We start from the raw sequence: 26,459 nt of genomic DNA on the forward strand, positions 1-26,459 counted from the left end.
CTACAGGGCGTCCGGTCCGCGCTCGCCGGTGCGGACCCGTACGGCGGTGTCGACCGGCACGCTCCACACCTTGCCGTCGCCGATCTTCCCGGTCCGGGCCGCCTTCACCAGGACGTCGATCAGGTCCTCGGCGTCCTCGTCCTCGACCAGGACCTCGATCCTGACCTTCGGCACCAGGTCCACGGTGTACTCGGCCCCCCGGTACACCTCGGTGTGGCCGCGCTGGCGGCCGTAGCCGCTGGCCTCGGTGACGGTCAGGCCGTGCACCCCGAAGGCCTGCAGGGCGGCCTTCACCTCGTCGAGTCGGTACGGCTTGATCACGGCGGTGATGAGCTTCATCGGGCGTCGACCTCGGTCTTCTTCTCGGCGGGCTTCACGGCGGACCCGGTGGTGGCGGCCCGTTCGGCGGCGGCCGGCGCGGCGACCGGCTCCGCGGCGGCGGCCCGTTCGGCGGCGGGCGTCGCGGCAGCGGCGGCCAGGCCCGGCAGGGCCCGGGCCAGACCCGCCCCCACGGCGCTGAAATCGTAGGCGGACTCGGCGTGTTCGGCCTGGTCGATGCCGGCCACCTCGACCTCCCCGGCGACCCGGAAGCCGACCAACCGGTCGACCGCCTTGGCCAGCAGCCAGGACAGCACGAAGGAGTACGCCGCGACCACCGCCACGCCCATCGCCTGCTTGCCCAGCTGCCCGATCCCGCCGCCGTAGAACAGGCCCTTGACCTCCTGGCCGACCCCACCGGTGGCGAACAGGCCGACCAGCAGCGAGCCGACCGCCCCGCCGACCGCGTGCACGCCCACCACGTCGAGCGAGTCGTCGAAGCCCCAGCGGTACTTGAGCGACACGGCGGCGCAGCAGACCGCGCCCGCGACCAGCCCGATCGCGACCGCGCCGAGCGGGCTCACCGAGCCGCAGGCCGGGGTGATCGCCACCAGTCCGGCCACCGCTCCGGAGGCGGCGCCCAGCGTGGTGAAGGCGCCGTGCTTGAGCCTCTCGTAGACCAGCCAGCCGACCAGCGCCGCACCGGTGGCGACCTGGGTGTTGACCATCGCCATCGCGGCGACGCCGTTGGCGGCCAGCGCCGAGCCGGCGTTGAAGCCGAACCAGCCGAACCAGAGCAGCCCCGAGCCGAGCATCACCAGCGGCAGGCTGTGCGGGCGCATCGGGTCCTTCTTGAAGCCGATCCGCTTGCCCAGCACCAGGCAGAGCGCCAGCCCGGCGACGCCCGCGTTGATGTGCACGGCGGTGCCGCCGGCGAAGTCGATCACGCCGTTGCGGTCGCCCAGCCAGCCGCCCCGGCCGCCGTCGAAGAAGAACACCCAGTGCGCGACCGGGAAGTAGACGATCGTCACCCAGAGCGCGATGAACAGGCCCCAGGCGGCGAATCTCGCCCGGTCCGCGACGGCGCCGCTGATCAGCGCCGGAGTGATGACCGCGAACATCAGCTGGAAGAGCGCGAAGGCGGTGACCGGGATGGTGCCGGTCAGCTCGTCGATGCCGAGGCCGCGCATCCCGAGGTGGTCCAGGTCGCCGATCAGGCCGGCGAAGGAGTCGGACCCGAAGCTGAGCGAGTAGCCGTAGAGGACCCACAGCACGCTGACGATGCCGAGCGAGAGGAAGCTCATCGCCAGCATGTTCAGCGTGCTCTTGGCCCTGACCATGCCCCCGTAGAAGAAGGCCAGCCCTGGGGTCATCAGCATGACCAGGGCCGCACTGATGAGTACGAAGGCGGTGTCGCCCGCACTGAAGCCGTCCGGCATCGGCGTCTCCTCTGCGTCCAGGCCGATCCGCACCCGGGGACCCGTCCCGTGGTGTCACCGGGGTGTCGGCGTTGAGGAGGAGCGTGCCGAAGGCTGGTTTCGGCCGGTGCGGCCGGTTGTTTCACCGCCGTGACGCGTGCGGCGCGCGGGTTACGGCTGCGTGAACCGCCGCCGCGCCGCCGGTCTCCCGCCGCCCCGCCCCGCAGCCGGGCACCGGACCCGCCACCGGCGCCGGACAGGCCACCGACCGTGGCGGCGGCGGCCGCCACGGTCGGTGGAGCTTCCTCGGAGGCCCCCGGCCGGGCCGGTCAGACCACCGAGACGAACTCCGGGATGTCCTGGACCACCCGCTCCTTGAGCCGGCTCACCGCGTCCACGCCCTTGAACCGGGCCGCCGCGGCCTCCGTGGTCTTGCGCACCCGGGAGTTCAGCCGCTCCGAGCGCACCTTCGTGGCGATGTCCACCGCCTGCTCGGCCATCACCGCGGCCTGCTCGGCCTCCTTCTGCAGCAGGTGGACGCTGGCCATGCCGATCAGGTTGAAGGCGTACGAGCGCACGTGGTCGGCGTCCTGGCGGAACAGGTCGACCGCGCGCTCCATCACCGGCGCGGACATCGAGGCGTAGAGCTCGGCGTTGTCCGAGTGGTACGCGAGGTCGCGGAAGGAGTGCGCGTTCTCGGCGTTCAGCTCGGCCGGCGAGAAGAACTTCAGCCAGTCCGGTTCCTGGTCCCCGTCCCGGATGTCGGTGAAGGTGTCCTCGGCCAGCCGGACCGCCCGGGCGCAGCGGTTGACCTCGCCGATGGTGGCGTAGGCGCGCGCCTCCATCGCGTACAGCAGGGACTGCTGGCGCGGGGTGGCGGCGTCGCGGCTGCCGTACTGGGCGAGGTGGATGAGCTCCAGGGCGTCCTCGCCCCGGTTGAGGTGGATCATCTGGCGGCTCATGTCGGTGAGGATCAGCGCGCCGAACGGGCGGTCGCCGGCCTCCTTGGCCGCGTGCAGGGCGAGCACGTAGTACTTCTGCGCGCTCGGGTGCATCCCGACGTCGTACGACATCCACCCGGCCAGGTGGGCGAGTTCGGCGGTGAGCCGGAACAGCCGCTTGGTGGTGTCCTCGCTGTACGTCTCCTGGAGCAGGTCGGTGACCTCGTGCAGCTGGCCGACGACGGCCTTGCGGCGCAGCCCGCCGCCGTTCTGCGCGTCCCACTGCCGGAACATGACCGTGGTCTGCTCGAGCAGTTCGAGCTCGGGTTCGGAGAGCCGGCCGGTGAACGCCTCGCCGCCGTTGGCCGCGGTGAGGATCGGGGTGGGCACGCCGGTCGGACCGGGGGCGAGCCAGCGCTGCATCGGCTCGATCAGCGCGGCGCCCGCGGTCAGCGCGAGAGAGGTGCCGAGGAAGCCCCGGCGGTTGAGCATGAGGTCGCTGCGGGAGTAGTCGCTGATCAGCTGGACGGTCTGCGGGCCGCTCCACGGCAGGTCGACGCCGCCGCCCACGGTCGAGACCGGGATCGCGGCGCGCAGGCCGAGGTCCTCGATCGAGACCACCGAGCCGAACCGTTCGGAGAAGAGTTCCGACATGATCTTGGGGATCGGCTCGCGGGGCTGCTCGCCGTCGAGCCAGCGGCGCACCCGCGAGGTGTCGGTGGAGACGTGGTGGGCGCCGATCTGCCGGGCCCGGCGGTTGACCTGGCGGGCCAGCTCGCCCTTGGACCAGCCGCTGCGGGCGAACCACGTGGTCAGCTTCTCATTCGGTTGCTTCTCTGCCATGGGTAACGTCCCCATCCCGCCCGGCCCCTAGCGGGGCCCCCGATCGTGACCGCCCGACGGTTGCGGGCTCTTGCCAGACGTGCCGTGCCTGAGGTGCTGCCGTGCCGCGGAGCTGCCGGACCCGCGGCACCCTCGCACTGGTGTGCCATCGTTGCGGACGATCCGTCAGGTTCCCAACTCCCGCTCCTCGACGGCCCGGAACAGACTCCTCGACGACATCCGCGTGCTGAACGTAATGCCCCGCGAGGGGCCCGTGGGAGCGGCCCTGGCGAAACGCCACCTTTCGCCACCCCCAGGAGTGAACCGAAGCCCGGGGGCACACGCTTCACTTAGGGAGTCCCGACGGCCCGGCATATGCGGGCCGCCAAGTCCCCCGGCGCCTCCCGGAGGACCCGGCGGCGTCCACAACCCACCGCAGCCACAGGCGAGTTCACCGTCCACTCGGGACGGCGACAGTCTCACGAACACGACGATCCGGCATCGGCGCCGCCCCCACAAGGCGGCGCCCGAGGCGCACCGGCGGAACAGGCGCACATCGCGCGCTGCGCGCCGCCACCGCACTACGCACCACACAGCTGACAATCAACACACAGTCACCGTCCCGTAACCATCGGCAACGAGAACCTGTTGGGGGAGGCATGGACAACCTGTTCGGCGAACTTCGACTGGGGCACCTGCGGCTGGCACCGCTGGGCGCGCGCCGCCGCACCAAGGTCACCGCGTCCCAGGCCGCCGCGGAGTACACCGGCCGCTGGGGCTGGGCGGTCACGACCGGCGACCCGGTCACCGGCACCCCGGCCGCCGGTGCCCCGGTCACCGGCGCCACCACCCCGACCCGCTGTCCCTGCGGCTCCCCCCGCTGCGCCGCGCCCGGCCTGCACCCCGTACCGGGCGGCGGCGGCCGGGCCCGCGCCGCCCGCGCCGAGGCCTCCGTGCTGTTCCCCACCGGCCGCGCCTTCGACGTGCTGGACGTCCCCGAGCAGGCCGGCCTCCAGGCGCTGGTCCGGCTGGAGCGGATGGGGACGCAGGTCGGCCCGGTGCTCGCCGCCCCCACCGGCCGGCTCCAGTTCCTGGTCGCCGCCGGTACCGCCCGGCGCCTGCCCGACCTGCTGTACCGGATGGGCTGGGACGACGCCGCGCTCGACCTGACCTGCCACGGCGAGGGCAGCTACGTCGCCGCTCCGCCCACCGTCCTCGACGGCCTCGGCCCGGTCCGCTGGCTGCGCCGCCCCACCCGCGACAACGCGGGCTGCCCGCCGGAGGCGCGGCTGCTGCTCGGCACCCTCGCCTACGCCTGCCACCGCAGCCGGGAGCGCACCGCCGAACCGGCCTGGTTGGCCTCCTGACCGGCCCGCCGGTCCCGGGGCGCACCGACCCGCCCGGCCACGGGTACGCGAGAGGGCCCGCCCCGGCAGGGGGCGGGCCCTTCGTACGGCCTTCGCGCAGGCTGCGTCAGTCCCCGATCAGCGCGTCCACGAACGCCCCCGGCTCGAACGGGGCCAGGTCGTCCGCGCCCTCGCCCAGGCCGATCAGCTTGACCGGTACGCCCAGCTCGCGCTGGACCGCGACCACGATGCCGCCCTTGGCGGTGCCGTCCAGCTTGGTCAGCACGATGCCGGTGATGTCGACCACCTCGGCGAACACCCGGGCCTGGATCAGGCCGTTCTGACCGGTGGTGGCGTCCAGCACCAGCAGCACCTCGTCCACCGGGCCGTGCTTCTCGACGACCCGCTTGACCTTGCCCAGCTCGTCCATCAGGCCGGTCTTGGTGTGCAGGCGGCCGGCGGTGTCGACCAGCACGGTGTCCGCGCCCTCGGCGATGCCCTCCTTGACCGCGTCGAAGGCGATCGAGGCCGGGTCGCCGCCCTCCGGGCCGCGCACGGTGCGCGCCCCGACCCGCTCGCCCCAGGTCTGGAGCTGGTCGGCGGCGGCGGCACGGAAGGTGTCGGCGGCGCCGAGCACCACCTTGCGGCCGTCGGCGACCAGGACGCGGGCCAGCTTGCCGGTGGTGGTGGTCTTGCCGACGCCGTTGACGCCGACCACCAGGACCACCGCCGGGCCCTCCTCGTGCTTGGTGGAGCGCACGGCGCGGTCGGAGTCCTTGCCGACCAGCTCGACCAGCTCCTCGCGCAGCAGCGCGCGCAGCTCGTCGGGCGTCCGGGTGCCGAGCACCTTCACGCGGGTGCGCAGCCGCTCGACCAGCTCCTGGGTCGGCGCGACGCCGACGTCGGCGGTGAGCAGCGTCTCCTCGATCTCCTCCCAGGTGTCCTCGTCCAGGTGCTCCCGGGAGAGCAGCGAGAGCAGGCCCTTGCCGAGCGAGTTCTGCGAGCGGGAGAGCCGTGAGCGCAGCCGGACCAGCCGGCCGGCGGTGGGCTCGGGGACCTCGACGGCGGGCGCCGCCTCGGCCTCGGCCGGCGCGACCTCGACGGCCTCGGGGGCCTCGGCCTCCGCCGGGAGTTCCACCTCCTCGATGGTGCGGCGGGGCGCCTCGGTCGGCGGCGCGGACTCCTCGCCGACCTGGGGCTCCCGCGGGGTGGGCTTCGGCGCCGTGATGACCGGCGCCTGCGACTTCGGGGGCAGCTGCTGGCGTCGTCTGCCGGAAACGACGAGGCCCGCGATCGCGCCGACGGCGACCACGGCGATGACTACGGCAAGGATCACGTATTCCATAACCGCTCCAGTATCCGCGACCGGAGCCCGGATGGACCGCAGCCGCTCTACACCGACGCGGTTGGCGCGGCCCGGGGCCGCGGTTCCCGGTGCTCTCCCCCGGCCCGGCGGCCGGGAGGTGCCCCCACGCGCAGCCGCTGGCTGATCACCTGCGAGATGCCGTCGCCCTTCATGGTCACGCCGTAGAGGGCGTCGGCCGACTCCATGGTGAGCTTCTGGTGGGTGATCACGATCAGCTGGGAGCTCTCCCGCAGCTCCTCCATGATCCCGATCAGCCGGCGCAGGTTGGTCTCGTCCAGCGCCGCCTCCACCTCGTCCATCACGTAGAACGGGCTGGGCCGGGCCTTGAAGATCGCCACCAGCAGCGCCACCGCGGTCAGCGATCGCTCGCCGCCGGACAGCAGCGACAGCCGCTTGACCTTCTTGCCCGGCGGGCGGGCCTCCACCTCGACCCCGGTGCCGAGCATGTCGTCCGGGTCGGTCAGCACCAGCCGGCCCTCCCCGCCGGGGAAGAGCCGGGCGAAGACGCCCTCGAACTGGGCGGCGGTGTCGTGGTACGCCGAGGTGAACAGCTGCTCGACCCGCTGGTCCACGTCCCGGACGATGTCCAGCAGGTCGCGCCGGCTGCGCTTGAGGTCGTCCAGCTGCTCGCCGAGGAACCGGTGGCGCTCCTCCAGCGCGGTGAACTCCTCCAGCGCCAGCGGGTTGACCTTGCCGAGCTGCTGGTACGCCTTCTCGGCCGCCCGCAGCCGCTTCTCCTGCTCGGCCCGGACGTACGGGTACGGCTTCCCCGGCTCCCGGCCTTCCGCGCCTTCCGCGCCTCCCGCGCCTCCCGCGCCGGAGTCGTCGGCGCCCTCCGCCGCCGACGACGGCGGGACGGGCTGGTCCGGACCGTACCCGGCGACCAGCTCGCCGCCGTCGATGCCGAACTCCTCCAGCGCGCGGGCCTCCAGCTGCTCGATCCGCAGCCGCTTCTCCGCGCGCAGCACCTCGTCCCGGTGCCCGGCGTCGACCAGTTTGTCCAGCTCCTCCTTGAGCGCGCGGCCGTGCTCCCGGTGCTCGCGCAGCTCCTGCTCGCGCTCGGTGCGCGCCTGTTCGACGGCCGCCCGCCCGGCGTCCGCGCGGGCCAGCGACACCTCCAGGCAGGCCAGCAGCTGCCGGGCGCCCGCCGCGACGGCGTTCGCCACCGAGGCGTCGTGCTCGGCGCGCCGGCGGCGCTCGGCGGCCCGGGCGCGCGCCTCGCGCTCGGCGCGGGCGGCCCGGTCCAGCTGGTCGGCCCGGCCGGTCAGGGCGCGGACCCGCTCCTCGTGGGTGCGCACCGCGAGCCGGGCCTCCAGTTCGGCCTGCCGGGCGGCGCCGGCGGCCTCGGCCAGCCGCTGCCGCTCGGCGGTGTCCGGCTCGTCCTCCCCCGCCTGCGCCGACTCCTCTGCGGCGGCCAGGCGCTGCGCCGACTCCTCGGCGCTATCGAGCAGTTCGGTCAGCCCCTGCTCGGCCCGCGCGGCGGCGGCCGACAGCCGCCCGGCCTCCCCGGCGGCGGCCCGGGCCTGCCCGCCGAGCCGGCCGAGCGCCCCGGCGACCTGGGCCCGCTTCCTCTCCTGCTGCCGTCGCAGCTCGGCCAGTTGCTCCACCTCGGCGGCCGACTCCCGCCGCAGCTCGGCGAGTTCGGCCAGCCGCTCGGCCGACTCGGCGCAGCGGGCGGTGAGTTCACCGATCGCCCGGGCCGCCTCGTCCACCGCCGCCTGGGTCTCCAGCAGGCTCGGCGCGCCGCCGGAGCCGCCCTGGGCGAAGCCGGCACCGAGCTTGTCCCCGTCGGCGGTGACGGCACAGAGTCCGGGGTTCGAGGCCACCAGCCGCAGCGCCCGGTCGAGGTCGGCGACCACCGCCACCCCGGCCAGCAGCCGCCGGACCGCACCGATCAACTCGGCTGGGCCGTCCACCAGTTCGGCCGCCCAGCGGGCGCCGTCCGGCAGTGGCTCCCCCGCCGTCTCCGCCGGGTCGGCGGCACCGGCGATCAGCAGCGCGGCCCGGCCGGCGTCCTCGGCCCGCAGCAGCCGCAGCGCCCCGGCGGCGGCGGACGGCGAGTCGACGGCCACCGCGTCGGCCGCCGCACCGAGCGCCGCGGCGAGCGGCACCTCGTACCCGGCCTCGATCCGCAGCAGCGCGGCCGCCGGGCCGAGCAGCCCGCCCAGCCGCTCCCCCGCGTCGAGCAGCGCGCCGGTGCCGTCCTTGCGGCGCAGCCCGAGGGAGAGCGCCTCGTGCCGCGCGGTCAGCCCGGCCCGCTCGCGCTCGGCGGCGCCGGCCGTCTCCCGGGCCGCGGCGAGCTCCGCCTCGACGGCGGCCAGCCGTTCGCGCGCCCGCCGGTACCGGTCCTCGGCCTGTTCGTCGGCCCCGGCCAGGCCGTCGACCTGCTGCTGGAGTTCCTCCAGTTCGCCCTGGGCGGCCTCGGCGCGCAGCAGCGCCTCGTCCCGGGCCTCGGCGAGCCGGCCGGTCTCGGCCTGCGCCGCGGCGGCCCTGGACCGGGCGGCGGCGGCCTGTCCCTGCAGCCGGGCCAGGCCCTCCCGGCGGTCGGCGATCGCCCGGGCGGCGTCCCGCAGCCGGCGCTCCTCGGCGGCCAGCTCCCGCTCCACACCGTCCTTGCGCTCGACCGCCTCGGCCAGCGCGTACCGCGCCTCCTCCAGCGCCTCGGTCAGCGCGGCCTCCTCCTCGCGGACCCTTTCGGCCTCCCGCTCCAGCTCCTCCGGATCGCGCCCGCGCCGCTCCTCGCCCCGGCCCCCGGCGACGGCGTGCCGGGCGCGGGCCTCGGCCAGCCCGATGGTGCCGCGGGTGCGCTCGGCGAGCGCGGAGAGCCGGTACCAGGTCTGCCGGGCAATCTCCAGGCCGGGCCCGAGCTGCTGGACCTGCGCCTCCAGGACGCGTTCGCGCTGCACCGCGCGGGCCAGTTCCTGTTCGACGGTGGTGCGGCGCAGCCGCAGCGCCAGTTCGTCCGCGATCTCGGCCTCGACGGCCCGGCGGAGCGCGCACAGGTCGTCGGCGAGCAGCCGCAGCCGGGCGTCGCGCAGGTCGGCCTGGATGCCGGCGGCCCGGCGGGCGATCCGGGCCTGCCGGCCGAGCGGTCCGAGCTGGCGGCGCAGTTCCGCCACCAGGTCCTGGACCCGGTTGAGGTTGGCCTGCATCGCGTCCAGCTTCCGCAGCGCCTTCTCCTTGCGCTTGCGGTGCTTGAGGACGCCGGCCGCCTCCTCGATGAAGGCGCGGCGGCCCATCGGGTCGGCGTGCAGGACGGAGTCCAGCTGCCCCTGCCCGACGATGACGTGCATCTCGCGGCCGATGCCGGAGTCGGAGAGCAGTTCCTGGATGTCCAGCAGGCGGCAGGTCTCGCCGTTGAGCGCGTACTCGCTGCCGCCGTTGCGGAACATCGTCCGGGTGATCGTCACCTCGGAGTAGTCGATCGGCAGGGCGCCGTCACCGTTGTCGATGGTGAGGCTGACCTCGGCGCGGCCGAGCGGGGCGCGCCCGCTGGTCCCGGCGAAGATGACGTCCTCCATCTTGCCGCCGCGCAGCGACTTGGCCCCCTGCTCGCCCATCACCCAGGAAAGCGCGTCGACCACGTTCGACTTGCCGGAGCCGTTCGGGCCGACGACGCAGGTGATGCCGGGCTCGAAGCGCAGGGTGGTGCTGGAGGCGAAGGACTTGAACCCGCGCAGCGTCAGACTCTTCAGGTGCACGCGGCCGGTTCCCCTCTTTCGCTCACGACGGGAACCGACTGTATCGGGAGTCCGGCACGACGAAGGGACGCCACATCCGGGCGTCCCTTGCAAGCTGCGTCCCTTTCGGGGCGGCTCAGTGCACAGCGGCGTCGATCTGCGAGGACCGGGCGGGACTCAGGTGAGAGCCGGCTCCCGCTGATCCAGATCGATGCTGTTGAGCAGCGAGTGCTCGCCAGCGACAGCGGTCAGTGCGTCGTTCTCAGCCTGCATCCGAAGGAGCTCGGCTTCAAGATCCTGGACGCGCTGCTGAAGCCGTCGCATCTCGGAGAGCATTCGCGGGTCGGGGCCGCCGACGTACCCGAGAAGCGCCTTTGCCATGATGAATGGTCCTCCACGCTGAGTGACCGAACCGGAACGGTACAGGTCTAGGGGGAAGGGGGACGCACGCGCGGCGCGTCACCGGAAGTGCTGGCTGGGCACTACGGCACAACCACCGTGAGCTGGGCTCACGAGGGCATGCGCCTACCCGGAGAACGCGGTCGTGTGCGCGGGCTTCCAGCGTCTCACCAAAGACGGAAAGGGTCAACACGATCACCGCACGCTACCGCGCCCCTGTCACCTGCCCGGCGGTGTCGTCACGCCTGGGGGGTTCCGGGACGGGTCCACCACGTGCTCGTGGATCATCGTTCGATGCGGAGTCAACCACGAGTCTGCCCGGATGGCAACCTCGTGACACCGCCGGTTCCCGATCTTTTCCCGGAAGCCCGTGCGGCGGGCCCCCGGTGGGCCGTCGACGGGTGCGCCCCGGGGCGGTCCGGAGGCGGCTCAGCGGATCTCGAAACCCTCGTAACCGGCGCCGACGGCCGTCCAGATCTCGGTGACCCCGCTGACGTTCCCCGGGGTCCCCGGGCCGCGCAGCCGGGCCAGCAGCTGTTCGCAGTCGGGGGCGAGCCCCTCGGCCACCACCTGCACCCGGCCGTCGCCGAGGTTGCTGGCGTAGCCGGTCAGTCCGATCTCCAGCGCCCGCGCCCTGGTCCACCAGCGGAACCCGACCTGCTGGACCTTCCCCCGGACCCAGGCGGTCACCCGGACCGGTTCCTCACTGTGGGCGTCGCGACCGTGCATGCCCCGACCTTAGGACACGCCCCGACCCCCCGCGCGCCCGGCCTCGACCCGCCCCGCGCAGCCGACCGGGGCACGCCAGACCGCGCGGAGGAACGGCAGCGGCCCCGCCGGAGCACCGGCGGGGCCGCTGGAGCGGACGGTCGGTCCGGCGGGCTACCAGTCGCCGCCGCCGAAGTCGCCGCCCCCGCCGAAGTCGCCACCGCCACCGGAGTCGCCGCCGCCGAACCCGCCGAAGTCGCCGCCGTTGAAGTCGGCGCCGGTGAAGTCACCGCCCTCGTTCTGGTCCTGGTAGCCGTGGCCGCCGTCCATCATCGGCGCGGCCGCGTACGCCGGGGAGCTCATCACCGAGCCGAGCATGGTGCCGACCAGCAGGGCCGGCAGCAGCCCGCCGCCGAAGCCGCCGTAGTAGCCGCCCGCGTACGGGGCGTACGCCGGGCCGGCGTTCCAGTACGGCTGCGGGCCGTGCTCGGTGTCCACGGTGCGGACGGCCGGGTCGAGACCGGCCGCCACCCGGTCCGCATCGGCCTGGCAGACCGGCACGGAACGGACCGAGCCGCCGGCCGGGGACCAGTCGACGTCCTTGACGGAGGGGCCGTGCCGCGGGTCCATGAAGCACGGGGGACGGCGCTCGGGCAGCGGGCGCCCGCCCCGCCGGGCGCTCAGGGCGGCCAGCGCGAACCGGCCGTCCTCGATCGCCTCGGTGACCTGCTTGACGTCCTCCGGCCGCTTGGCCTCGTCCATCAGCCGCTTGGACTTCTCGTACGAGTCCAGGGCGTGGGTGTAGTCGGTGCGCTGGGCGTCGTCGGCGTCGGCCGCGGCCGGGTTGAAGTCGAGCCGGTCCAGCTCCTCGCCGAAGGCGGTGATGTCCTCGTCCACCACCCGGCGCAGCTGCTCCAGCTCGGCCCGGGCCTGCTCCTCCTTGCGCTTCCTGGCACGGCGGAAGAGCAGGAAGACACCGGCGCCGGCCAGTGCGACCAGCACCACCGGGACGACCACCCAGGCGATCGAGGTGCTGTGGTTGACCCCGGTGCCCTTGGTCTGCGGGGCGGCCTGGTCGACGAACTCGTTCAGGGTGGCGTCGATGTCGCCGTTGTTCGAGCGGAAGGCCGCGCCGGCGATCCGCTCCGGGAGGCCGGCGCCCAGCGCGCCCCGGTCGGCCCGGGCGGTGAACTGGTCACCGCGCCAGACCGCGTACACCCCGTCGATGCCGACCTTGGTGCGGAGGTCCTTGAAGACGGTCTCCTTGGCGTAGGAGGGCGAGTCGGGGACCACCGCGACGAAGATCGGCTTGTCGGCCTTGTCGATCTTCTTGGTCAGGGCGTCGGCCTGGGCCTGGCTGAAGCGGCCCGTCATCGCCGGGTCGACGTAGACCTGGCCCTTCTTCAGGGTGGCCGCGGCGTCGCTCAGCCCGGCCGCGGAGGCCGCCGGCGCCAGCAGGAGCAGCAGCCCGAGCAGCGCCGCCACCAGGGCCAGCGGCCCGGCGCCCCGGGAAGGTCGTGCAAGGGTTCTCATGCCCCCGACGCTACCGCGACCTGCCCCCGAGCACGCCATACCCTTCGCATACTGGTGTTGACAAGAGTCCCCGCCGACCGCCGGGGCCGCTCCCCTCCTCGGGGATGATGTTTCCCCCAGCCGTCCCTGACCCGCGGCCCGCCCGGGAACCGCGGGAGGCCGCCGGTCGTACGTTCCGGCAGGCCCGGCCCGGTTCCGGGGTACTCCGGGGGGCGTGCCGACCGTACCGTGCGAACCGGCATAGTGGTCCCGGACCACCGGTCCCATTGCCTTTTCTTTACTCAGCCCGTTCCTGACCCAACTCCCGATCGGAGCGCTCGGTGATCATCGGCCTCGTCACCGCTGTGGCGGCATCCGCCTGTTACGGCACCGGCTCGGTCCTCCAGGCCGTCGGTTCCCGCCGCTCCGCCCGGGAGGAGGCGGCCAAGGGGGCCACCAGCTCGACCACCGAGCACGGCGGCCCGAGCCTCTCCTCGACCGCGAAGGCCGCCGTCACCTGGGAGTTCATCCTCGGCACGGTGCTCGACCTGATCGGTTTCGGGCTCGGCGCGCTGGCCGCCCGGCTGCTGCCGCTGTTCCTCTCCCAGACCATCATCAGCGCCAACCTGGTGATCACCGCGGTGCTCAGCATCAAGCTGCTGGGCATCCGGCTCAAGCAGCTGGAGTGGGCCTCGATCGCGGTGCTCTGCTCGGCGCTGGTGCTGCTGGCCGTGTCGGCCGGGCCGGAGGGCGGCCACCACGCGGCGATGTCCTTCCACTGGTGGCTGCTGATCGTCACCACCGTGCTGCTGGTCGGCGGCAGCCTGGTCGTGCGGCGGATGGGCGCCAACGGCGCGATCGTCGCCGGCCTGCTCTCCGGCCTCGGCTTCGGCGCCCTGGGCGTCGGGGTGCGCGTCCTCAACGGCATCGAGCCGTTCGACCTCGGCTCGCTGCTCACCGACCCGGCCCTCTACGCCGTCCTGGTCGGCGGCATCGGCGGCATGTACATCCACACCGTGGCGCTCCAGATCGGCTCGGTGAACGGCGCGACCGCCGCCCTGGTGGTCGGCGAGACGGTGCTGCCCGGCGCGGCCGGCGTGCTCTGGCTCGGGGACTCCACCAAGGCCGGCCTCGGCTGGCTCGGCGCGGCCGGCTTCCTGCTGGCGGTGGTCGCCGCGGTCGGGGTCGCCTACTTCGGCCAGGACACCCACGGCGCGCCCGGGGAGGCGTCCGCGGAGGAGCCCGAACTCGCCCGCAAGTGACCCGGGGCGTGGCCCGTGGGTACCCGTCGGATCCGGCGGGTGCCCACGGGCCACGCCCTGTCTCAGGCCCCGGTGCGGGTGCGCGGCACGCGCTGGCAGCGGGGGCAGAAGTAGCTGGAGCGGTTCATCCAGGCCGCCCGCCGGATCGGGGTGCCGCAGCGGCGGCAGGGCTCCTGCTCGCGGCCGTAGGCGTCGAGGTCCCGGGAGAAGTAGCCGCTCTCGCCGTTCACGTTGACGTAGAGGCTGTCGAAGCTGGTGCCGCCGACGGCGAGCGCCGCGGTCATCACGTCCCGGGCGTTGGCCAGCAGCAGCAGGGCCTGCGGGCGGGTGAGGGTCGCGGTCGGGCGGTCGTAGTGCAGCTTCGAGCGCCACAGCGCCTCGTCGGCGTAGATGTTGCCGACGCCGCTGATCAGGGTCTGGTCGAGCAGGGCGCGCTTGACGGTGGTCCGCCTGGCGCGCAGCGCGGCCGCGAAGGCGGCGTCGTCGAAGCGCGGGTCCAGCGGGTCGCGGGCGATGTGCGCGATGGAGACCGGGGTGCCCTCCGGGTCCCCCTCCTCGGCCTCCTCGACCGCCAGGCCGCCGAAGGTCCGCTGGTCGACGAAGCGCAGTTCGCGCCCGCCGTCGGCGAAGCGCAGCCGCACCCGCAGGTGCGTCTCGTCGGGGACGGACGGCTCCTGGACGAGCAGTTGGCCGCTCATCCCGAGGTGGCCGATCAGCGAGAACCCCACGCCGGTACCGGCCAGCGGCACCCACAGGTACTTGCCGCGCCGCTGCGCGGTGCCGAGGGTGGTGCCGCTCAGCCGGGCCGCGAAGTCCGCCGCGCCGGCCGGCTGGCGGCGCACCGCGCGCGGGTGCAGCACCTGGACGTCGGCGACGGTCCGCCCGGCCACCCAGTTGGCCAGACCACGGCGGACGACCTCGACCTCGGGAAGTTCGGGCACCGGAACACGCCTCCTGCTCGGTAGGGATCAGCAGGAGTGAAGGCTACTCGGACGCGTCGCCGCCCGGAGGGGTGCCCGGCGGGCCCGCGCTACGCCCCGGCGGGCAGCCGGTCGGCGTACTTCTCCTTGATCGCGCGCCAGGCGCTCTCGGCGGCCTTCTGCTCGGCTTCCTTCTTCGAGCGGCCGACGCCGCTGCCGAAGTCCTCGCCGGCCACCCGGGCCGCCGCGGTGAAGGTCTTCTCGTGGTCCGGGCCGGACTCCATGACCACGTACTCCGGCACTCCGATGCCCACCGAGGCGGTGAGCTCCTGGAGGCTGGTCTTCCAGTCCAGGCCGGCGCCCAGCTGAGAGGACTCCTCGATCAGCGGGTCGAACAGCCGGTGGACGAACTCGGTGGCCGCCTCCAGGCCCTGGTCCAGGTAGACGGCGCCGATCACGGCCTCGACGGTGTCGGCGAGGATCGACGACTTGTCGCGGCCGCCGGTACCCTCCTCGCCCTTGCCGAGGCGGATGAACGCGCCGAGCTCCAGGCCGCGGCCGACGTCCGCGAGCGCGCGGGAGTTGACCACCGCGGCGCGCAGCTTGGCGAGCGTGCCCTCCGGGACGTCCGGGTGGACGCGGTAGAGGGTGTCCGTCACCACCAGGCCCAGCACCGAGTCGCCGAGGAACTCCAGGCGCTCGTTGGTGGGCAGCCCGCCGTTCTCGTACGCGTACGAGCGGTGGGTCAGGGCACGTACCAGAAGGGCGCGCTCGAGTGTGTACCCGAGGCGCCCTTCCAGGACGTCGTATTCGGTCGAAGCCGGCCCGCCGGCCTTGCCTCCGCCTGAAGAGGAACCCTTCGGGGCGGTGGACGCCTTGCGGGTGGAGTTACCGTCCGACATCGATCCGTACACCCCGCCGATCAGACCGAGAGGACCTGGCGACGGTTGTACGTGCCGCAGCTCGGGCACGCGATGTGGCCGAGCTTCGGCTCGTGGCAGCGGTCGCAGGCCACGAGGGCCGGAACGACGGCCTTCCAGTTGGAACGGCGGTGGCGCGTGTTGCTGCGCGACATCTTCCGCTTCGGAACAGCCACGGCTACTTCTCCTGGTTCTCGGCGAGACCCTCACGGGTGTCGCTGTTCTTAGATCCGTCACCCTCGTCGCCGGGGGCGGCGGAGAGTCCCTGCAGAGCCGCCCACCGGGGGTCGACGGCATCGTGGTGGTGCGCCGGGTCGTCACTCAGGCGCGCTCCGCACTCGGAGCACAGGCCCAGGCAGTCTTCCTGGCACACCGGCTGCAGCGGCAGTGCGAGCACCACCGCGTCACGCAGCACCGGCCGGAGGTCGAAGAAGTCGCCCTCCAGACGGTAAGTCTCTTCTTCCGAGTCCTCGTCGAGGTCCTCGGCCCCGGCCGTCCGGGCGCGGTGGCGCTCGTCGGACTCCGGGTAGTAGTACAGCTCCTGGAAGTCCACGTCGACGTCGAACTCGACGGGCTCCAGGCACCGGACGCACTCGCCCTCGACGTGGGCCCCGGCGGTACCGGTGACCAGCACGCCCTCGACCACGGACTCCAGGCGGAGCTCCAGCTCGATCGGGCTCTTCTCCGGCACGCCGATCACGTCGATGATCCCGAAGCCCTCGGGGGCCTCCAGGGTCCGGCTCACCTTGCGCATCGAGCCCGGGCGACGACCGAGCTCGTGCGTGTCGAACACGAGGGGGTCGCGGTGGTCGAGGCGGTTCACGGTGTCCTGACTTCCATGGGGAATCTTCGATTGCGTCTCCGTACCGGACGGCGTTGCGAGGGCAAGCCGACAGCCGGACATGGAGAGGCCGGAGTGGTCAGACTACCGGAGTCTCCCGCCAGGCCCAACTTCGGTCCCGTCAGGAGACTCCCGCGACGTGCTGCTCAGCGCCCGCCGAGCTCCCGCAGCCTGGTCATGTCGATCATGCTGGTGTCGAAGAAGCTGGTCTCGTCCAGGCCCTGGCCCTGGGCCTGGCCCTGCTGGCCCTGGCCCTGCTGCTGGTGCGGCACGGCCGGCGGGGCGGCGGGCGGCTGGGGGTAGGTGTAACCGTCGTACGACTGCGCCGGGTAGCCCTGCTGCTGCTGGGGATAGGCGTAGCCGCCCTGCTGCTGGTCCGGGTAGCCCTGCTGCTGGTAGCCGCCCTGCTGCTGGCCCCACTGGGTGTTGTACGGGTCGCCCTGGCCGGCCGGGTCGTAGCCGCCGCCGTACACCTCGGCGTACTGCCCGCCCGGTTGCTGGGCGGCCGCGTACTGGTCGGTGCCGGGGGCCTGCCAGCCGGCCGCGGCCGGGGTCTGCTCCGGCCAGGTCTGCTGCTGCGGGACGTCCTCGCGGTACCAGGCGATGTCCGCGCCGTCGGCGTCCTGGGCGAAGCCCGCCGCGACCGCCTCGGCCCGCTCCTTGGCCTGCTGGGCCTGGTCGGCGGCGGCCAGGTAGGCGCCCAGCTCGTCGATCGGCCGCTTGCCGAGCAGCTTGTCGCGGCCCTTGCCGACCGCCTCCAGGGTGGCGCCGAGCACGTTCTCCAGGGTGGCGAGCTTCACATCGACGTACTCGTCGACCTCGGGGCTCGGGCTGATCCGCTGCGGCCGGAACTCCTCGCCGTCGGACTCGCCCTCGGACTCGGTCTCGAAGACGCTGGAGTCGCCGCGCAGCTTGGTGCGGCCGCGGCCGACCGCGCCCAGCGTCTTGGTCAGCACGACCTCGAAGTTGGCGAGCTTGCTGTCCACGTAGTCGTCGGCCTCGGCCCGCTTGGCGTCGACCTCGGCGCGCGCCTCGGCGAGGATCCGGTCGGCCTGGGCCTGGGCCTGGCGGACCACCTCGGTGTCCGAGATCAGCGAGCCGCGCTCGGCGTGCGCGCCCTGGATGATCCGCTCGGCCTCGGCCTGGGCGTCCGCCACCACCTGCTCGTGGTCGGCCATCACCGACTGGGCCTGGGCGAGTTCGGCGGGCAGGGCCGACCTGAGGTCGTTGAGCAGGCCGATCAGCTCGGCCCGGTTCACCACGCAGGAGGCCGACATCGGCATCGAGCGGGCGTTCTCGACCGCCGCCACGATCTCGTCGACCTTGTTCTGCACGTCCACGGGGCTTCGTCTTTCCGTGTGCCGCCGACGGTCCGGCGGAGGCAGGCCCGACGCGGTGGACCTCACCGCGGGGCAGGAATACAGACTGTACGGCCAGTGCGCTGCGGGGTCACAACGCCTGAGCCGAACCGGTCTCCCGCCCCCGGGACAATCCATGACGAACCGGCAGAAAGGGACAGGCAGTGGACTACTGCTGGGCCTTGCGCTCCGCGATCCGCTCGACCAGCCGGCGGTGCACCGTCTCCGGCAGCAGGTGCGAGACGTCGCCGCCGTACGAGGCGACCTCCTTGACCAGCGTCGAGGAGAGGAAGCTGTACGTCGGCGAGGTCGGCAGGAAGAGCGTCTCGACACCGGTCAGGCCGTGGTTCATCTGGGCCATCTGCAGCTCGTAGTCGAAGTCGCTGACCGCGCGCAGGCCCTTGACGATGGCCGGGATGTCCCGCTCGCGGCAGAAGTCCACCAGCAGGCCGAGGTGCGCCTCGACCACCACGTTCCCGTACTGGGCGGTGGTCTCCTCGATCAGCTCGATCCGCTCCTCGACGGTGAACATGCCCTGCTTGCTGCGGTTGATCGCCACCGCGACGTGCACGACGTCGTACAGCTTCGAGGCCCGCTCGATGATGTCGAGGTGGCCGTTGGTGATCGGGTCGAACGAACCAGGACAGACGGCTCGGCGCATGGCGTTTGTGCTCCCTCGTGGGGTGACGACTGCAGCGGGCCGCGGCCCGCTATTCCTGCTCGCCGGCCGCGGCGGCGGCGCGACCGTACCAGAGCGTGCCCTCGCCGTAGCGGCGGGAGCGCAGCCCCTCGAAACCCTCGGGCCAGTGGAACTCGCCACCACGGGTGCTGCGCTCCACGGTGACGAGTGCGTCCTCCGCGAGCCAGCCCGTGGCCAGGAGTGTGATCAGCATCTCGCGCAGTTCCGCGTCCGTCACGGCGTACGGCGGGTCGAGGAAGACCAGGTCGTACGGGGTCTGCGGAGGCGGGCCGGCGATCACCTTCTCCGCCCTGGCGGCCCGCACCTCGGCCCCCGGCAGGCCGAGCGTCCGGACGTTCTCCCGGATCACCCGGGCGGCCTGGCCGTCCGCCTCGACCAGCAGGACGTGCTCGGCGCCGCGCGACAGCGCCTCCAGCCCGACCGCGCCCGACCCGCCGAACAGGTCCAGCATCCGGGCCCCGTGCACGGTGCCGCGCAGCGCCTCCAGGGTGGAGAACATCGCCTCGCGGGCCTTGTCGGAGGTCGGTCGGGTGCCCCGGCCGGGCGGTACGGCCAGCCGGCGGCCGCCGGCCGCCCCGGCGATCACGCGGGTCATGGTGGTGGGAGGTCCTTTCGTCGCTGCCCGACCACGCTATCCCGAGCCGGCGGGTGACGGCCGTGGCCCCTGCCGGTTCGTCCGGCAGGGGCCACGGTCGCGCACTCGGGTGGTCAGCTCGCCTCGGAGCCCGCCGCCGGGGCCGGGGTGCCCGCGCCGAGCAGGGCCGGCGAGGCGTAGCGGGACCAGGACAGGCAGCCGTCGGGCGGGCAGAACTCGGGGCGGCGCGGGTCGTGCCCGAGCTCGCGCAGCTTGGTCCGGACGGAGTCGGGCGTGCGGCCGAAGCGGGCGGCGATCCGGGCGATGGTCTCGCCGTCGTGGAAGCGCCGGACCAGCTCCTCCTCGTGCTGCGGCACCCAGGGGGCGCCGTGGCCGGGGTACAGCTCGCGCAGCACGTCGCGGTCGGGGATGGGCTCGGAGACGTCGGCGACGATCGCCAGCGCCCGCAGCGCGCGGTTGAGCGCGATCCGCAGCGAGGCGACGTCCTCGACCGGCAGGCGGAGCTTGCCCGAGGCGAGCGGCGCGGCGGCCGCACCCTCGCGCCAGCCGGTCAGGGTGAGGGTGACCTCGCGGTCGTCGTCGCTGGCGAGTTCGATCCGGAAGACCTTGTCGCCCAGCGGGAGCTCGTTGAGATGACGGAATGCCATGGCTTGACCCCCAAGTGTCGTGCCAGGTACGCACCTTGGGGGTGCGCCCTGAACACCTTCATTCTCTCCCGGGGGTCTGACAATCCGGCCTGTCCGGGACCGCTCAGCCCTTCTCCATGTAGGCCGCGCGGTCCTCGTCGAGCAGGCTCTCCAGCGCGGTGCGCAGCTCCGGGTGGGCGGTCAGCTCCGGGTCCTCGGCGACCAGCCGGGTGGCCTCGGTGCGGGCGGTGAGGATGACCTCCTCGTCCTCCAGCACCGAGAGCACCTTGAGCGAGGACTTCACCCCGGACTGGGCCTGGCCCAGCACGTCGCCCTCGCGGCGCTGTTCGAGGTCGATCCGGGACAGCTCGAAGCCGTCCAGGGTGCCCGCCACCGCGTCCAGCCGGGCCCGCGCGGCGCTGCCCCCGGGCATCTCGCTGACCAGCAGGCACAGGCCCGGTGCGCTGCCGCGGCCGACCCGGCCGCGCAGCTGGTGGAGCTGGGAGACGCCGAAGCGGTCGGCGTCCATGATGACCATCGCGGTGGAGTTGGGGACGTTGACGCCGACCTCGATGACCGTGGTGGCGACCAGCACGTCCACCTCGCCGGCCGCGAACCGGCGCATCACCTCGTCCTTGGCCTCCGGCGCGAGCCGGCCGTGCAGGATCTCCACCCGCAGGCCGCTCAGCGGGCCCTCGACCAGCTTCCCGGCCGTCTCCACCACCGAGAGCGGGGGCCGCCGTTCGTCGCTCCCGGCGCCCGCGTCGGCGACCTCCTCGAAGCCGTCCTCGGCGGCCCTGCGGCGCTTCTTCTTCGGGTCCGCGGCGGGCTCCTCGTCCCCGATCCGGGGGCAGACCACGTACGCCTGGTGGCCCTTGGCGACCTCCTCGCGGACCCTCTCCCAGGCCCGGGTGAGGAAGTTGGGCTTCTCCAGCGCCGGGACGACGTGGGTGGAGATCGGCGAGCGGCCGGCCGGCAGCTGGTCCAGGACGGAGGTCTCCAGGTCCCCGAAGACCGTCATCGCGACGGTGCGCGGGATCGGGGTGGCCGTCATCACCAGCAGGTGCGGCGGCTGTTCGCCCTTGGCGCGCAGCGCGTCCCGCTGCTCGACGCCGAAGCGGTGCTGCTCGTCCACCACGACCAGGCCGAGGTCCTGGAACTGGACCTTGTCCTCGATCAGCGCGTGGGTGCCGATGGCGATCCCGGCGTCCCCGCAGGCCATGTCGAGCAGCGCCTGGCGGCGGGCGGCGACGCCCATCGAGCCGGTCAGCAGCACCACCCGGGTGCCGAGGTCGGAGCCGCCGATCATGCCGCCCTCGGCGAGGTCCCCCATCATCTCGACGATCGAGCGGTGGTGCTGCTGGGCGAGCACCTCGGTGGGCGCCAGCAGCACCGCCTGGCCGCCCGCGTCCACCACGGCGAGCATGGCGCGCAGCGCGACCAGCGTCTTCCCGGAGCCCACCTCGCCCTGGAGCAGCCGGTGCATCGGGTGGTCGGTGGCGAGGTCGGCGGCGATCTCGGCGGAGACCTTCCGCTGGCCCTCGGTGAGGGTGAACGGCAGCCGGGCGTCGAAGGCGTCCAGCAGGCCGCCCTCGCGGGCCCGGCGCGGCTTGGCGGGCAGGGCGGAGTCGGCGGCCCGGCGCTGTGCGAGGGCGACCTGGAGCACGAAGGCCTCGTCCCAGCGCAGCCGGCTCTGGGCGCGCTCGCGGTCGGCGTGGCCGCGCGGGCGGTGGATCAGCTCCAGGGCCTCGGGCAGCGGGATCAGGTCGTGCCGCTCGCGCAGTTCGGCGGGCAGCGGTTCGCCGACGTCGCCGAGGTGCTTGGCGAGCGCGGTCTCGACGCAGATCGACAGCTTCCAGCTGGGCATCTGCGCGCTGGCGCCGTAGACCGGGATGAGCCGGCCGGCGAACCGCTCCGCGGCGTCCGACCCGGCGTCCTCGTCGAGCAGCTGGTAGTCCGGCGAGACCAGCTGGCGGGTCCGGTTGAAGACCCCGACCTTGCCGGCGAACAGGCCCTGGGCGCCGGCCCTGAGCTCCTTCTGCCGCCAGCCCTGGTTGAAGAAGACCAGCGAGAGCCGGCTGCGGCCGTCGGTGACGACGACCTCCAGCCGGTCGCCCTTGCGGCCGCGGAACGGGATCAGGGTGACCTTCTCGATCCGGGCCAGCACGGTGACGTGCTCGTCGACCTCCAGCTCGTCCAGGCTGGTGAGCTGGCCGCGTTCGACGTAGCGGCGCGGGTAGTGGTGCAGCAGGTCCCCGACCGTGCGCAGCTTGAGGCTGTCGGCGAGCACCTTCGCGGTGCGGTCGCCGACGAGCTTGGTCAGTGGTTCATCGAGAGCGCCCATCAGGCCCCTGTTTACACCAAGGCACCGACGAAGCGGCCCTACTCCACCCCGATGAGCAGCGGCGCCGGTTCCTGCCCGCCGTGGAAGACCACCGCGTCCACCTCGGGCCGCCGGTGCCGGACGTGGGCGACCAGCCGTTCGGCGAGCTCCTCGTCGGCGCCCTCGCCGAGGATCAGGGTGACGAGTTCGCCGCCCGCCCCGAGCATCCGGTCCAGCACGCTCTCGCCGACCTCCGCGAGGCCCGTGCCGATCACCGCGACGTCGCCGTCGATCAGCCCGAGCACGTCCCCGGCCTGGCAGACCCCGGCCATCGTCCAGGACTCCCCCTCGGCGACGGCCAGTTCGGCGTACCGGGTGGCCCCGGCGGCGGAGGTCATGGCGACCACGTCCTCGTCGAAGCGGCGGCCGCCCTCGTGCACCGCGAGCGCCGCCAGCCCCTGCACCGGCGAGCGGGTGGGCAGGACGGCGATCCGCACCCCCTCCTCGCGCAGCTGGTCGGCGGCGGCCCCGGCGGCGGCGCGCAGCTCGGGGTCGTTGAGCAGCAGGACGACCTCGCGGGCGGCCGAGCGGCGCACCGCGGCGGCGAGTTCGGCGCTGGCCGGCGGGCGGTCCGGGTCGGCGTGCAGGACGACGGCGCCGGCCTGCTCGCAGAGCTCGGCCAGGCCCCCGCCTGAGACCACCGAGAGCACCGCGCGGGCCCGGTCCTCGCGCTCGCCGGTCTCGGCGGCGGTGCCGGCCCGGGCCGCGGCCTCGGCGAAGTGGGTGATCCGGATCTGGTGCGGGCGGCCGGCCCCGACCCCGGCCTCCACAGCGGCGCCCGCGTCGTCCACGTGGACGTGCACGTTCCACAGGCCGTCGCCGCCGCCGATCACCAGCGAGTCGCCGAGCCCGGCGAGCCGCTCGCGCAGCGCGGGCAGCGCCTCGTCGGGGGCGTCCAGCAGGTAGATGACCTCGAAGGCGGGGTGGCCGGGGCCGGGCGGCCTGAGGTGGGCCTCGCAGCTCTCGACGGCCCGGACGTCCCCGCGCAGCGCGACCGGCCCCATCGGCTGCTGTCCGGCGACGGCGTCGGCGAGCGCGCCCAGCACGGCCACCAGGCCGCGCCCGCCGGCGTCCACCACCCCGTTCTCGGCCAGGACGGCGAGCTGCTCGGGGGTGTGCCGCAGCGCGTCCCGGGCGGCCCGGTACGCGGTGTCGGCGACCTGCGCGAGCCCGTCCCCGGCCCGGACGGCCTCGCGGGCGGCGACCCGGGCCACGGTCAGCAGGGTGCCCTCGACGGGCTCCGCGACGGCCTGGTAGGCGGAGTCGGCGGCCCGCTGCAGGGCGGCCCGCAGCTGTTCGGCGCTTCCGCCGTCGGCCAGCGTCTCGGCGGTGCCGCGCAGCCACTGGGCGAGGATCACCCCGGAGTTCCCGCGGGCGCCGACCAGCGCGCCGCGGGCCATCGCCCGGACCGCGTCGGCCAGCCCGGGGGCCGGGTCGACGGCGGGGTCGGCGAAGCGGCTCTCCACCTCGGCGGCGGCGGACTCGACGGTCAGGTAGAGGTTGGTGCCGGTGTCGCCGTCCGGGACGGGATAGACGTTGAGCGCGTCGATCTCCTCGCGGGCCTGGCCGAGCGCGCGCAGGGCGAGCTGGCACCAGGTGCGCACGGCCGGGGCGTCGAGCGTGTGCAGCACCAGGTCTCCTCCGGATGGGACGCCGCGGTCGCCCGAGGGGCAGCGGCACGTTCGGGGCCGACGGCGAGGGGTGATACCGGCAGGTTATCGGGGGCCGGGGAGGACCGTCCGGACCGGCGACCGGAGCGATCACTCGGCCGGTCATGGTAGTTTCGTGGGACGGAAGCAAGCGTTGTATGCTCTTCCGGTTGCCTGGAACCGTCCAGGCTCACCCCCTTGACCGGTCTGGTTCACGTGAGTGTTCTGGTGGCTGAGCGGGGTTTTCGAAAGTATCTGATCTGAAGTCTTGGAGTGACTCCTGTGGCTGCCAACTGCGACGTCTGCGGCAAGGGGCCGGGCTTCGGCAACAGCATCTCCCACTCTCACCGCCGTACCCCCCGTCGTTGGAACCCCAACATCCAGACGGTGCGCGCTGTGATTGGGCGGACGCCGAAGCGGCTCAACGTCTGCACCTCGTGCATCAAGGCCGGTAAGGTCTCGCGCTGACGCGCAGACCGGCAAGCCGGTCCTCCAGTGAGCCGGTTCATCCTCGGATGAGCCGGCTTCGCTGTTTCCCTGGCCGGGTACGCCGTTTTCCGGACTCACCAGTGGTGGGCGGACTCCTCCCAGGAGCCCGCCCACCACTGTTTTCCGGGCCGTCCGGCTTCGGCGCGCCACCCGGGCTCCGCCGGGCCGTCCGGCCTCCCGGCCGTTCAGCCCCGGGAGCCGCTCAGCGCCAGCGCCAGGCGTGGTCGACCGGGCCGATGCCGGCGCCCAGCGCGAAGCCCCCGGCGATCGCGCCGGTGACGTACTCCTTGGCCGAGGCCACGGCCCGCGGCAGCGGCTCGCCCTTGGCCAGGCCGGCCGCGATCGCGCTGGCCAGGGTGCAGCCGGTGCCGTGGGTGTGCCGGTTGTCGTAGCGCGGCGCCCGGAACCAGTGCACCTCGTCCGGCCCGCCGTACAGCAGGTCGGCGGCCTCGCCCGGCAGGTGGCCGCCCTTGACCAGCGCCCAGCGCGGCCCGAGGTCGACCAGCGCCTTGGCGGCGTCCAGCATCCGCGACTCGTCCTCGACGGTCAGCCCGGTGAGCTGGGTCACCTCGTGCAGGTTGGGGGTGGCCAGGGTGGCGACCGGCAGCAGCTTCTCCCGGACGGTGGCGACGGCCTCGGCGACCAGCAGCGCGTCCCCGTGCTTGGAGACCCCGACCGGGTCGACCACCACCGGGGCGTCCACCCCGGCGAGCAGTTCGGCGACGGTCTCGACGAGTTCGACGGAGGCGAGCATGCCGGTCTTCACGGCCTGCACCCCGATGTCGTCCACCACGCTGCGGAACTGCGCCCGGACGGCTTCGGCGGGCAGTTCCCAGTAGCCCTGGACGCCGAGCGAGTTCTGCGCGGTGACGGCGGTGATCACGCTCATGCCGTGGACGCCGAGGGCGAGCATCGCCTTGAGGTCGGCCTGGATGCCGGCGCCGCCGCCGGAGTCGGAGCCGGCGACGGTGAGCACGCGGGGAGGTGCGGTGGAGGACATGGTCCCCAACCTACCCGCGGTGGTTCAGAGCACCGCCTCGGACTCCGCCCAGCGGTCCCGCGGGACCGTCTTCAGCCGGGTCACCGCGTCGCCGATCGGCAGCAGTTCGACGCCGGTCCGGCGCAGCGCCGTGAAGTGCCCGAACGCCCCCCGGTGGACGGCCTCCACCGCGTGCCAGCCGAACCGGGTGGCGAGCACCCGGTCCCGGGCGGTCGGGGTGCCGCCGCGCTGGACGTGGCCGAGGATGACCGGGCGGGCCTCCTTGCCGAGCAGGTCCTCCAGCTCGTGGGCGAGCCGGTTGCCGATCCCGCCGAAGGTCCGGTGGCCGTACTGGTCGACCTCGCCGTGGTCGAAGCGCATGGTGCCGGGCACCGGGCAGGCGCCCTCGGCGACGGCGATGATGGCGAACTTCTTTCCGCGCGCGAAGCGGTCCTCGATTATCCGGGCCACCGCCTCGATGTCGAAGGGCTTCTCCGGGATCAGGATGCCGTGCGCGCCGCCCGCCATGCCCGCGGTGAGGGTGATCCAGCCGGTGTGCCGTCCCATCAACTCGACCACCATGACGCGCTGGTGGGACTCGGCGGTGGTCTTCAGCCGGTCGATGGCCTCGGTCGCGACGTGCACCGCGGTGTCGAAGCCGAAGGTCACGTCGGTGGCGTCGATGTCGTTGTCGATGGTCTTCGGCACCCCGACCACGGGCAGCCCGGCGTCGCTGAACAGCTTGGCGGCGGTCAGCGTCCCCTCTCCGCCGATCGCGATCAGCGCGTCGATGCCGATCTCCCGGGCCAGCTGCTTGGCGTTCTCCACCGCCCAGGCGATCCGGTCCCGCCGCACCCGGGCCGAGCCCAGGACGGTGCCGCCGAGGGTGAGCAGGCCGGTGACGTCGTCGTGGGTGACCGTCCTGGCACGGCCCTCGATCAGCCCGAGGAAGCCGTCCAGGATGCCGACGATCTCGTCCCCGTGGACGTCGGTGCCCCGGTGCACCACCGAGCGGATCACCGCGTTGAGGCCGGGGCAGTCGCCACCGCTGGTCAGTACACCGATGCGCATGTCTGGTGTGCTCCCACTCGCAGGGGGTTCGGACCACCCGCGTCGGACGGGCGGGCCGGGATGCCGCAAAGCCTACGCACAACGCCCCCGCGAAGCCCGTCCCCCGCACGCGCCGGAGCGTCACGCGCCGCCCGCCGTACGGGGATCGGTGCGGCC

The 26,459-nt window shown here is 73.6% G+C and carries 23 protein-coding genes; 3 read left to right on the top strand and 20 right to left on the bottom strand.

Annotation, left to right across the window (positions count from 1 at the left end):
* The 3 genes from ACIQI7_RS33910 to ACIQI7_RS33920 form a co-directional block, all read right to left on the bottom strand.
* The gene (locus ACIQI7_RS33910; RefSeq protein ID WP_359829808.1) at window positions 1–339 is read right to left on the bottom strand and encodes a P-II family nitrogen regulator; all 339 of its coding nucleotides are present in this window, start codon (window positions 337–339) and stop codon (window positions 1–3) included.
* On the bottom strand, window positions 336–1,757 hold the full coding sequence (locus ACIQI7_RS33915; protein WP_401117544.1) for an ammonium transporter: 1,422 nt from the start codon (window positions 1,755–1,757) through the stop codon (window positions 336–338). The genes ACIQI7_RS33910 and ACIQI7_RS33915 overlap by 4 nt, the downstream gene beginning before the upstream one ends.
* Before the next feature lie 308 nt (window positions 1,758–2,065).
* Complete coding sequence (locus ACIQI7_RS33920) at window positions 2,066–3,520, bottom strand: hypothetical protein (protein ID WP_387759360.1); 1,455 nt, start codon at window positions 3,518–3,520, stop codon at window positions 2,066–2,068.
* Window positions 3,521–4,158: 638 nt separating this feature from the next.
* On the opposite strand from ACIQI7_RS33920, the gene ACIQI7_RS33925 reads away from it, so the two are divergent.
* The gene (locus tag ACIQI7_RS33925) at window positions 4,159–4,866 is read left to right on the top strand and encodes a bifunctional DNA primase/polymerase (RefSeq protein ID WP_401117547.1); all 708 of its coding nucleotides are present in this window, start codon (window positions 4,159–4,161) and stop codon (window positions 4,864–4,866) included.
* Between the two features lie 106 nt (window positions 4,867–4,972).
* On the opposite strand, the gene ftsY is transcribed toward ACIQI7_RS33925, so the two are convergent.
* From ftsY to ACIQI7_RS33950, 5 genes are all read right to left on the bottom strand, one after another.
* The gene (gene ftsY / locus ACIQI7_RS33930; RefSeq protein ID WP_387759357.1) at window positions 4,973–6,190 is read right to left on the bottom strand and encodes a signal recognition particle-docking protein FtsY; all 1,218 of its coding nucleotides are present in this window, start codon (window positions 6,188–6,190) and stop codon (window positions 4,973–4,975) included.
* A gap of 47 nt (window positions 6,191–6,237) precedes the next feature.
* Window positions 6,238–9,912: a chromosome segregation protein SMC gene (gene smc, locus ACIQI7_RS33935; protein WP_401117549.1), complete on the bottom strand. Its 3,675-nt coding sequence runs from the start codon at window positions 9,910–9,912 to the stop codon at window positions 6,238–6,240.
* A 156-nt stretch (window positions 9,913–10,068) separates the two neighbouring features.
* On the bottom strand, window positions 10,069–10,272 hold the full coding sequence (locus ACIQI7_RS33940; protein WP_270143783.1) for a hypothetical protein: 204 nt from the start codon (window positions 10,270–10,272) through the stop codon (window positions 10,069–10,071).
* Window positions 10,273–10,719: 447 nt separating this feature from the next.
* Window positions 10,720–11,019, bottom strand: a complete 300-nt coding sequence (locus ACIQI7_RS33945) for an acylphosphatase (RefSeq protein ID WP_387759354.1) — start codon at window positions 11,017–11,019, stop codon at window positions 10,720–10,722.
* A 153-nt stretch (window positions 11,020–11,172) separates the two neighbouring features.
* Window positions 11,173–12,531, bottom strand: coding sequence for a hypothetical protein (locus ACIQI7_RS33950; RefSeq protein ID WP_401117552.1), 1,359 nt, complete (start codon window positions 12,529–12,531; stop codon window positions 11,173–11,175).
* A gap of 320 nt (window positions 12,532–12,851) precedes the next feature.
* Between ACIQI7_RS33950 and ACIQI7_RS33955 the strand changes: the two genes are divergently transcribed.
* Entirely contained in the window at window positions 12,852–13,772 is a 921-nt protein-coding gene (locus ACIQI7_RS33955) for a hypothetical protein (RefSeq protein WP_387759350.1), read from the top strand.
* 62 nt (window positions 13,773–13,834) lie between these two features.
* Here the strand turns inward: ACIQI7_RS33955 and mutM are convergent, their stop codons facing one another.
* From mutM to ACIQI7_RS34005, 10 genes are all read right to left on the bottom strand, one after another.
* Window positions 13,835–14,713 carry a bifunctional DNA-formamidopyrimidine glycosylase/DNA-(apurinic or apyrimidinic site) lyase gene (gene mutM, locus ACIQI7_RS33960; protein ID WP_401117555.1) on the bottom strand — a complete coding sequence of 293 codons (879 nt, stop codon included), beginning with the start codon at window positions 14,711–14,713 and terminating at the stop codon, window positions 13,835–13,837.
* An 89-nt stretch (window positions 14,714–14,802) separates the two neighbouring features.
* Complete coding sequence (gene rnc / locus ACIQI7_RS33965) at window positions 14,803–15,594, bottom strand: ribonuclease III (RefSeq protein ID WP_401117557.1); 792 nt, start codon at window positions 15,592–15,594, stop codon at window positions 14,803–14,805.
* Between the two features lie 20 nt (window positions 15,595–15,614).
* The gene (rpmF, locus tag ACIQI7_RS33970; protein ID WP_030056747.1) at window positions 15,615–15,788 is read right to left on the bottom strand and encodes a 50S ribosomal protein L32; all 174 of its coding nucleotides are present in this window, start codon (window positions 15,786–15,788) and stop codon (window positions 15,615–15,617) included.
* Between the two features lie 2 nt (window positions 15,789–15,790).
* Complete coding sequence (locus ACIQI7_RS33975; protein ID WP_387759344.1) at window positions 15,791–16,435, bottom strand: YceD family protein; 645 nt, start codon at window positions 16,433–16,435, stop codon at window positions 15,791–15,793.
* A 164-nt stretch (window positions 16,436–16,599) separates the two neighbouring features.
* A complete protein-coding gene (locus ACIQI7_RS33980; protein ID WP_401117560.1) occupies window positions 16,600–17,793 on the bottom strand; it encodes an ATP synthase F0 subunit B in 1,194 nt (397 codons plus the stop codon).
* 187 nt (window positions 17,794–17,980) lie between these two features.
* Window positions 17,981–18,472: a pantetheine-phosphate adenylyltransferase gene (coaD, locus tag ACIQI7_RS33985; protein ID WP_401117562.1), complete on the bottom strand. Its 492-nt coding sequence runs from the start codon at window positions 18,470–18,472 to the stop codon at window positions 17,981–17,983.
* A gap of 49 nt (window positions 18,473–18,521) precedes the next feature.
* Window positions 18,522–19,106, bottom strand: coding sequence for a 16S rRNA (guanine(966)-N(2))-methyltransferase RsmD (rsmD, locus tag ACIQI7_RS33990; RefSeq protein WP_387759337.1), 585 nt, complete (start codon window positions 19,104–19,106; stop codon window positions 18,522–18,524).
* Between the two features lie 113 nt (window positions 19,107–19,219).
* The gene (locus ACIQI7_RS33995) at window positions 19,220–19,753 is read right to left on the bottom strand and encodes a hypothetical protein (protein ID WP_387759335.1); all 534 of its coding nucleotides are present in this window, start codon (window positions 19,751–19,753) and stop codon (window positions 19,220–19,222) included.
* Between the two features lie 103 nt (window positions 19,754–19,856).
* The gene (gene recG / locus ACIQI7_RS34000) at window positions 19,857–22,076 is read right to left on the bottom strand and encodes an ATP-dependent DNA helicase RecG (protein ID WP_401117565.1); all 2,220 of its coding nucleotides are present in this window, start codon (window positions 22,074–22,076) and stop codon (window positions 19,857–19,859) included.
* Between the two features lie 38 nt (window positions 22,077–22,114).
* Entirely contained in the window at window positions 22,115–23,746 is a 1,632-nt protein-coding gene (locus tag ACIQI7_RS34005) for a DAK2 domain-containing protein (RefSeq protein ID WP_401117567.1), read from the bottom strand.
* Between the two features lie 300 nt (window positions 23,747–24,046).
* Here ACIQI7_RS34005 and rpmB point away from each other — a divergent pair, with 300 nt between their 5' ends.
* Complete coding sequence (rpmB, locus tag ACIQI7_RS34010) at window positions 24,047–24,232, top strand: 50S ribosomal protein L28 (protein WP_014138233.1); 186 nt, start codon at window positions 24,047–24,049, stop codon at window positions 24,230–24,232.
* Window positions 24,233–24,455: 223 nt separating this feature from the next.
* Here rpmB and thiD read toward each other — a convergent pair whose 3' ends face one another.
* Both thiD and ACIQI7_RS34020 read right to left on the bottom strand, forming a co-directional pair.
* Window positions 24,456–25,253, bottom strand: coding sequence for a bifunctional hydroxymethylpyrimidine kinase/phosphomethylpyrimidine kinase (gene thiD / locus ACIQI7_RS34015; RefSeq protein WP_401117570.1), 798 nt, complete (start codon window positions 25,251–25,253; stop codon window positions 24,456–24,458).
* A 24-nt stretch (window positions 25,254–25,277) separates the two neighbouring features.
* The gene (locus ACIQI7_RS34020; RefSeq protein WP_401117572.1) at window positions 25,278–26,303 is read right to left on the bottom strand and encodes an ATP-dependent 6-phosphofructokinase; all 1,026 of its coding nucleotides are present in this window, start codon (window positions 26,301–26,303) and stop codon (window positions 25,278–25,280) included.
* Between the last annotated feature and the right edge of the window lie 156 nt (window positions 26,304–26,459).

This window comes from Kitasatospora sp. NPDC092039 (assembly GCF_044756065.1).
Lineage (GTDB): Bacteria > Actinomycetota > Actinomycetes > Streptomycetales > Streptomycetaceae > Kitasatospora.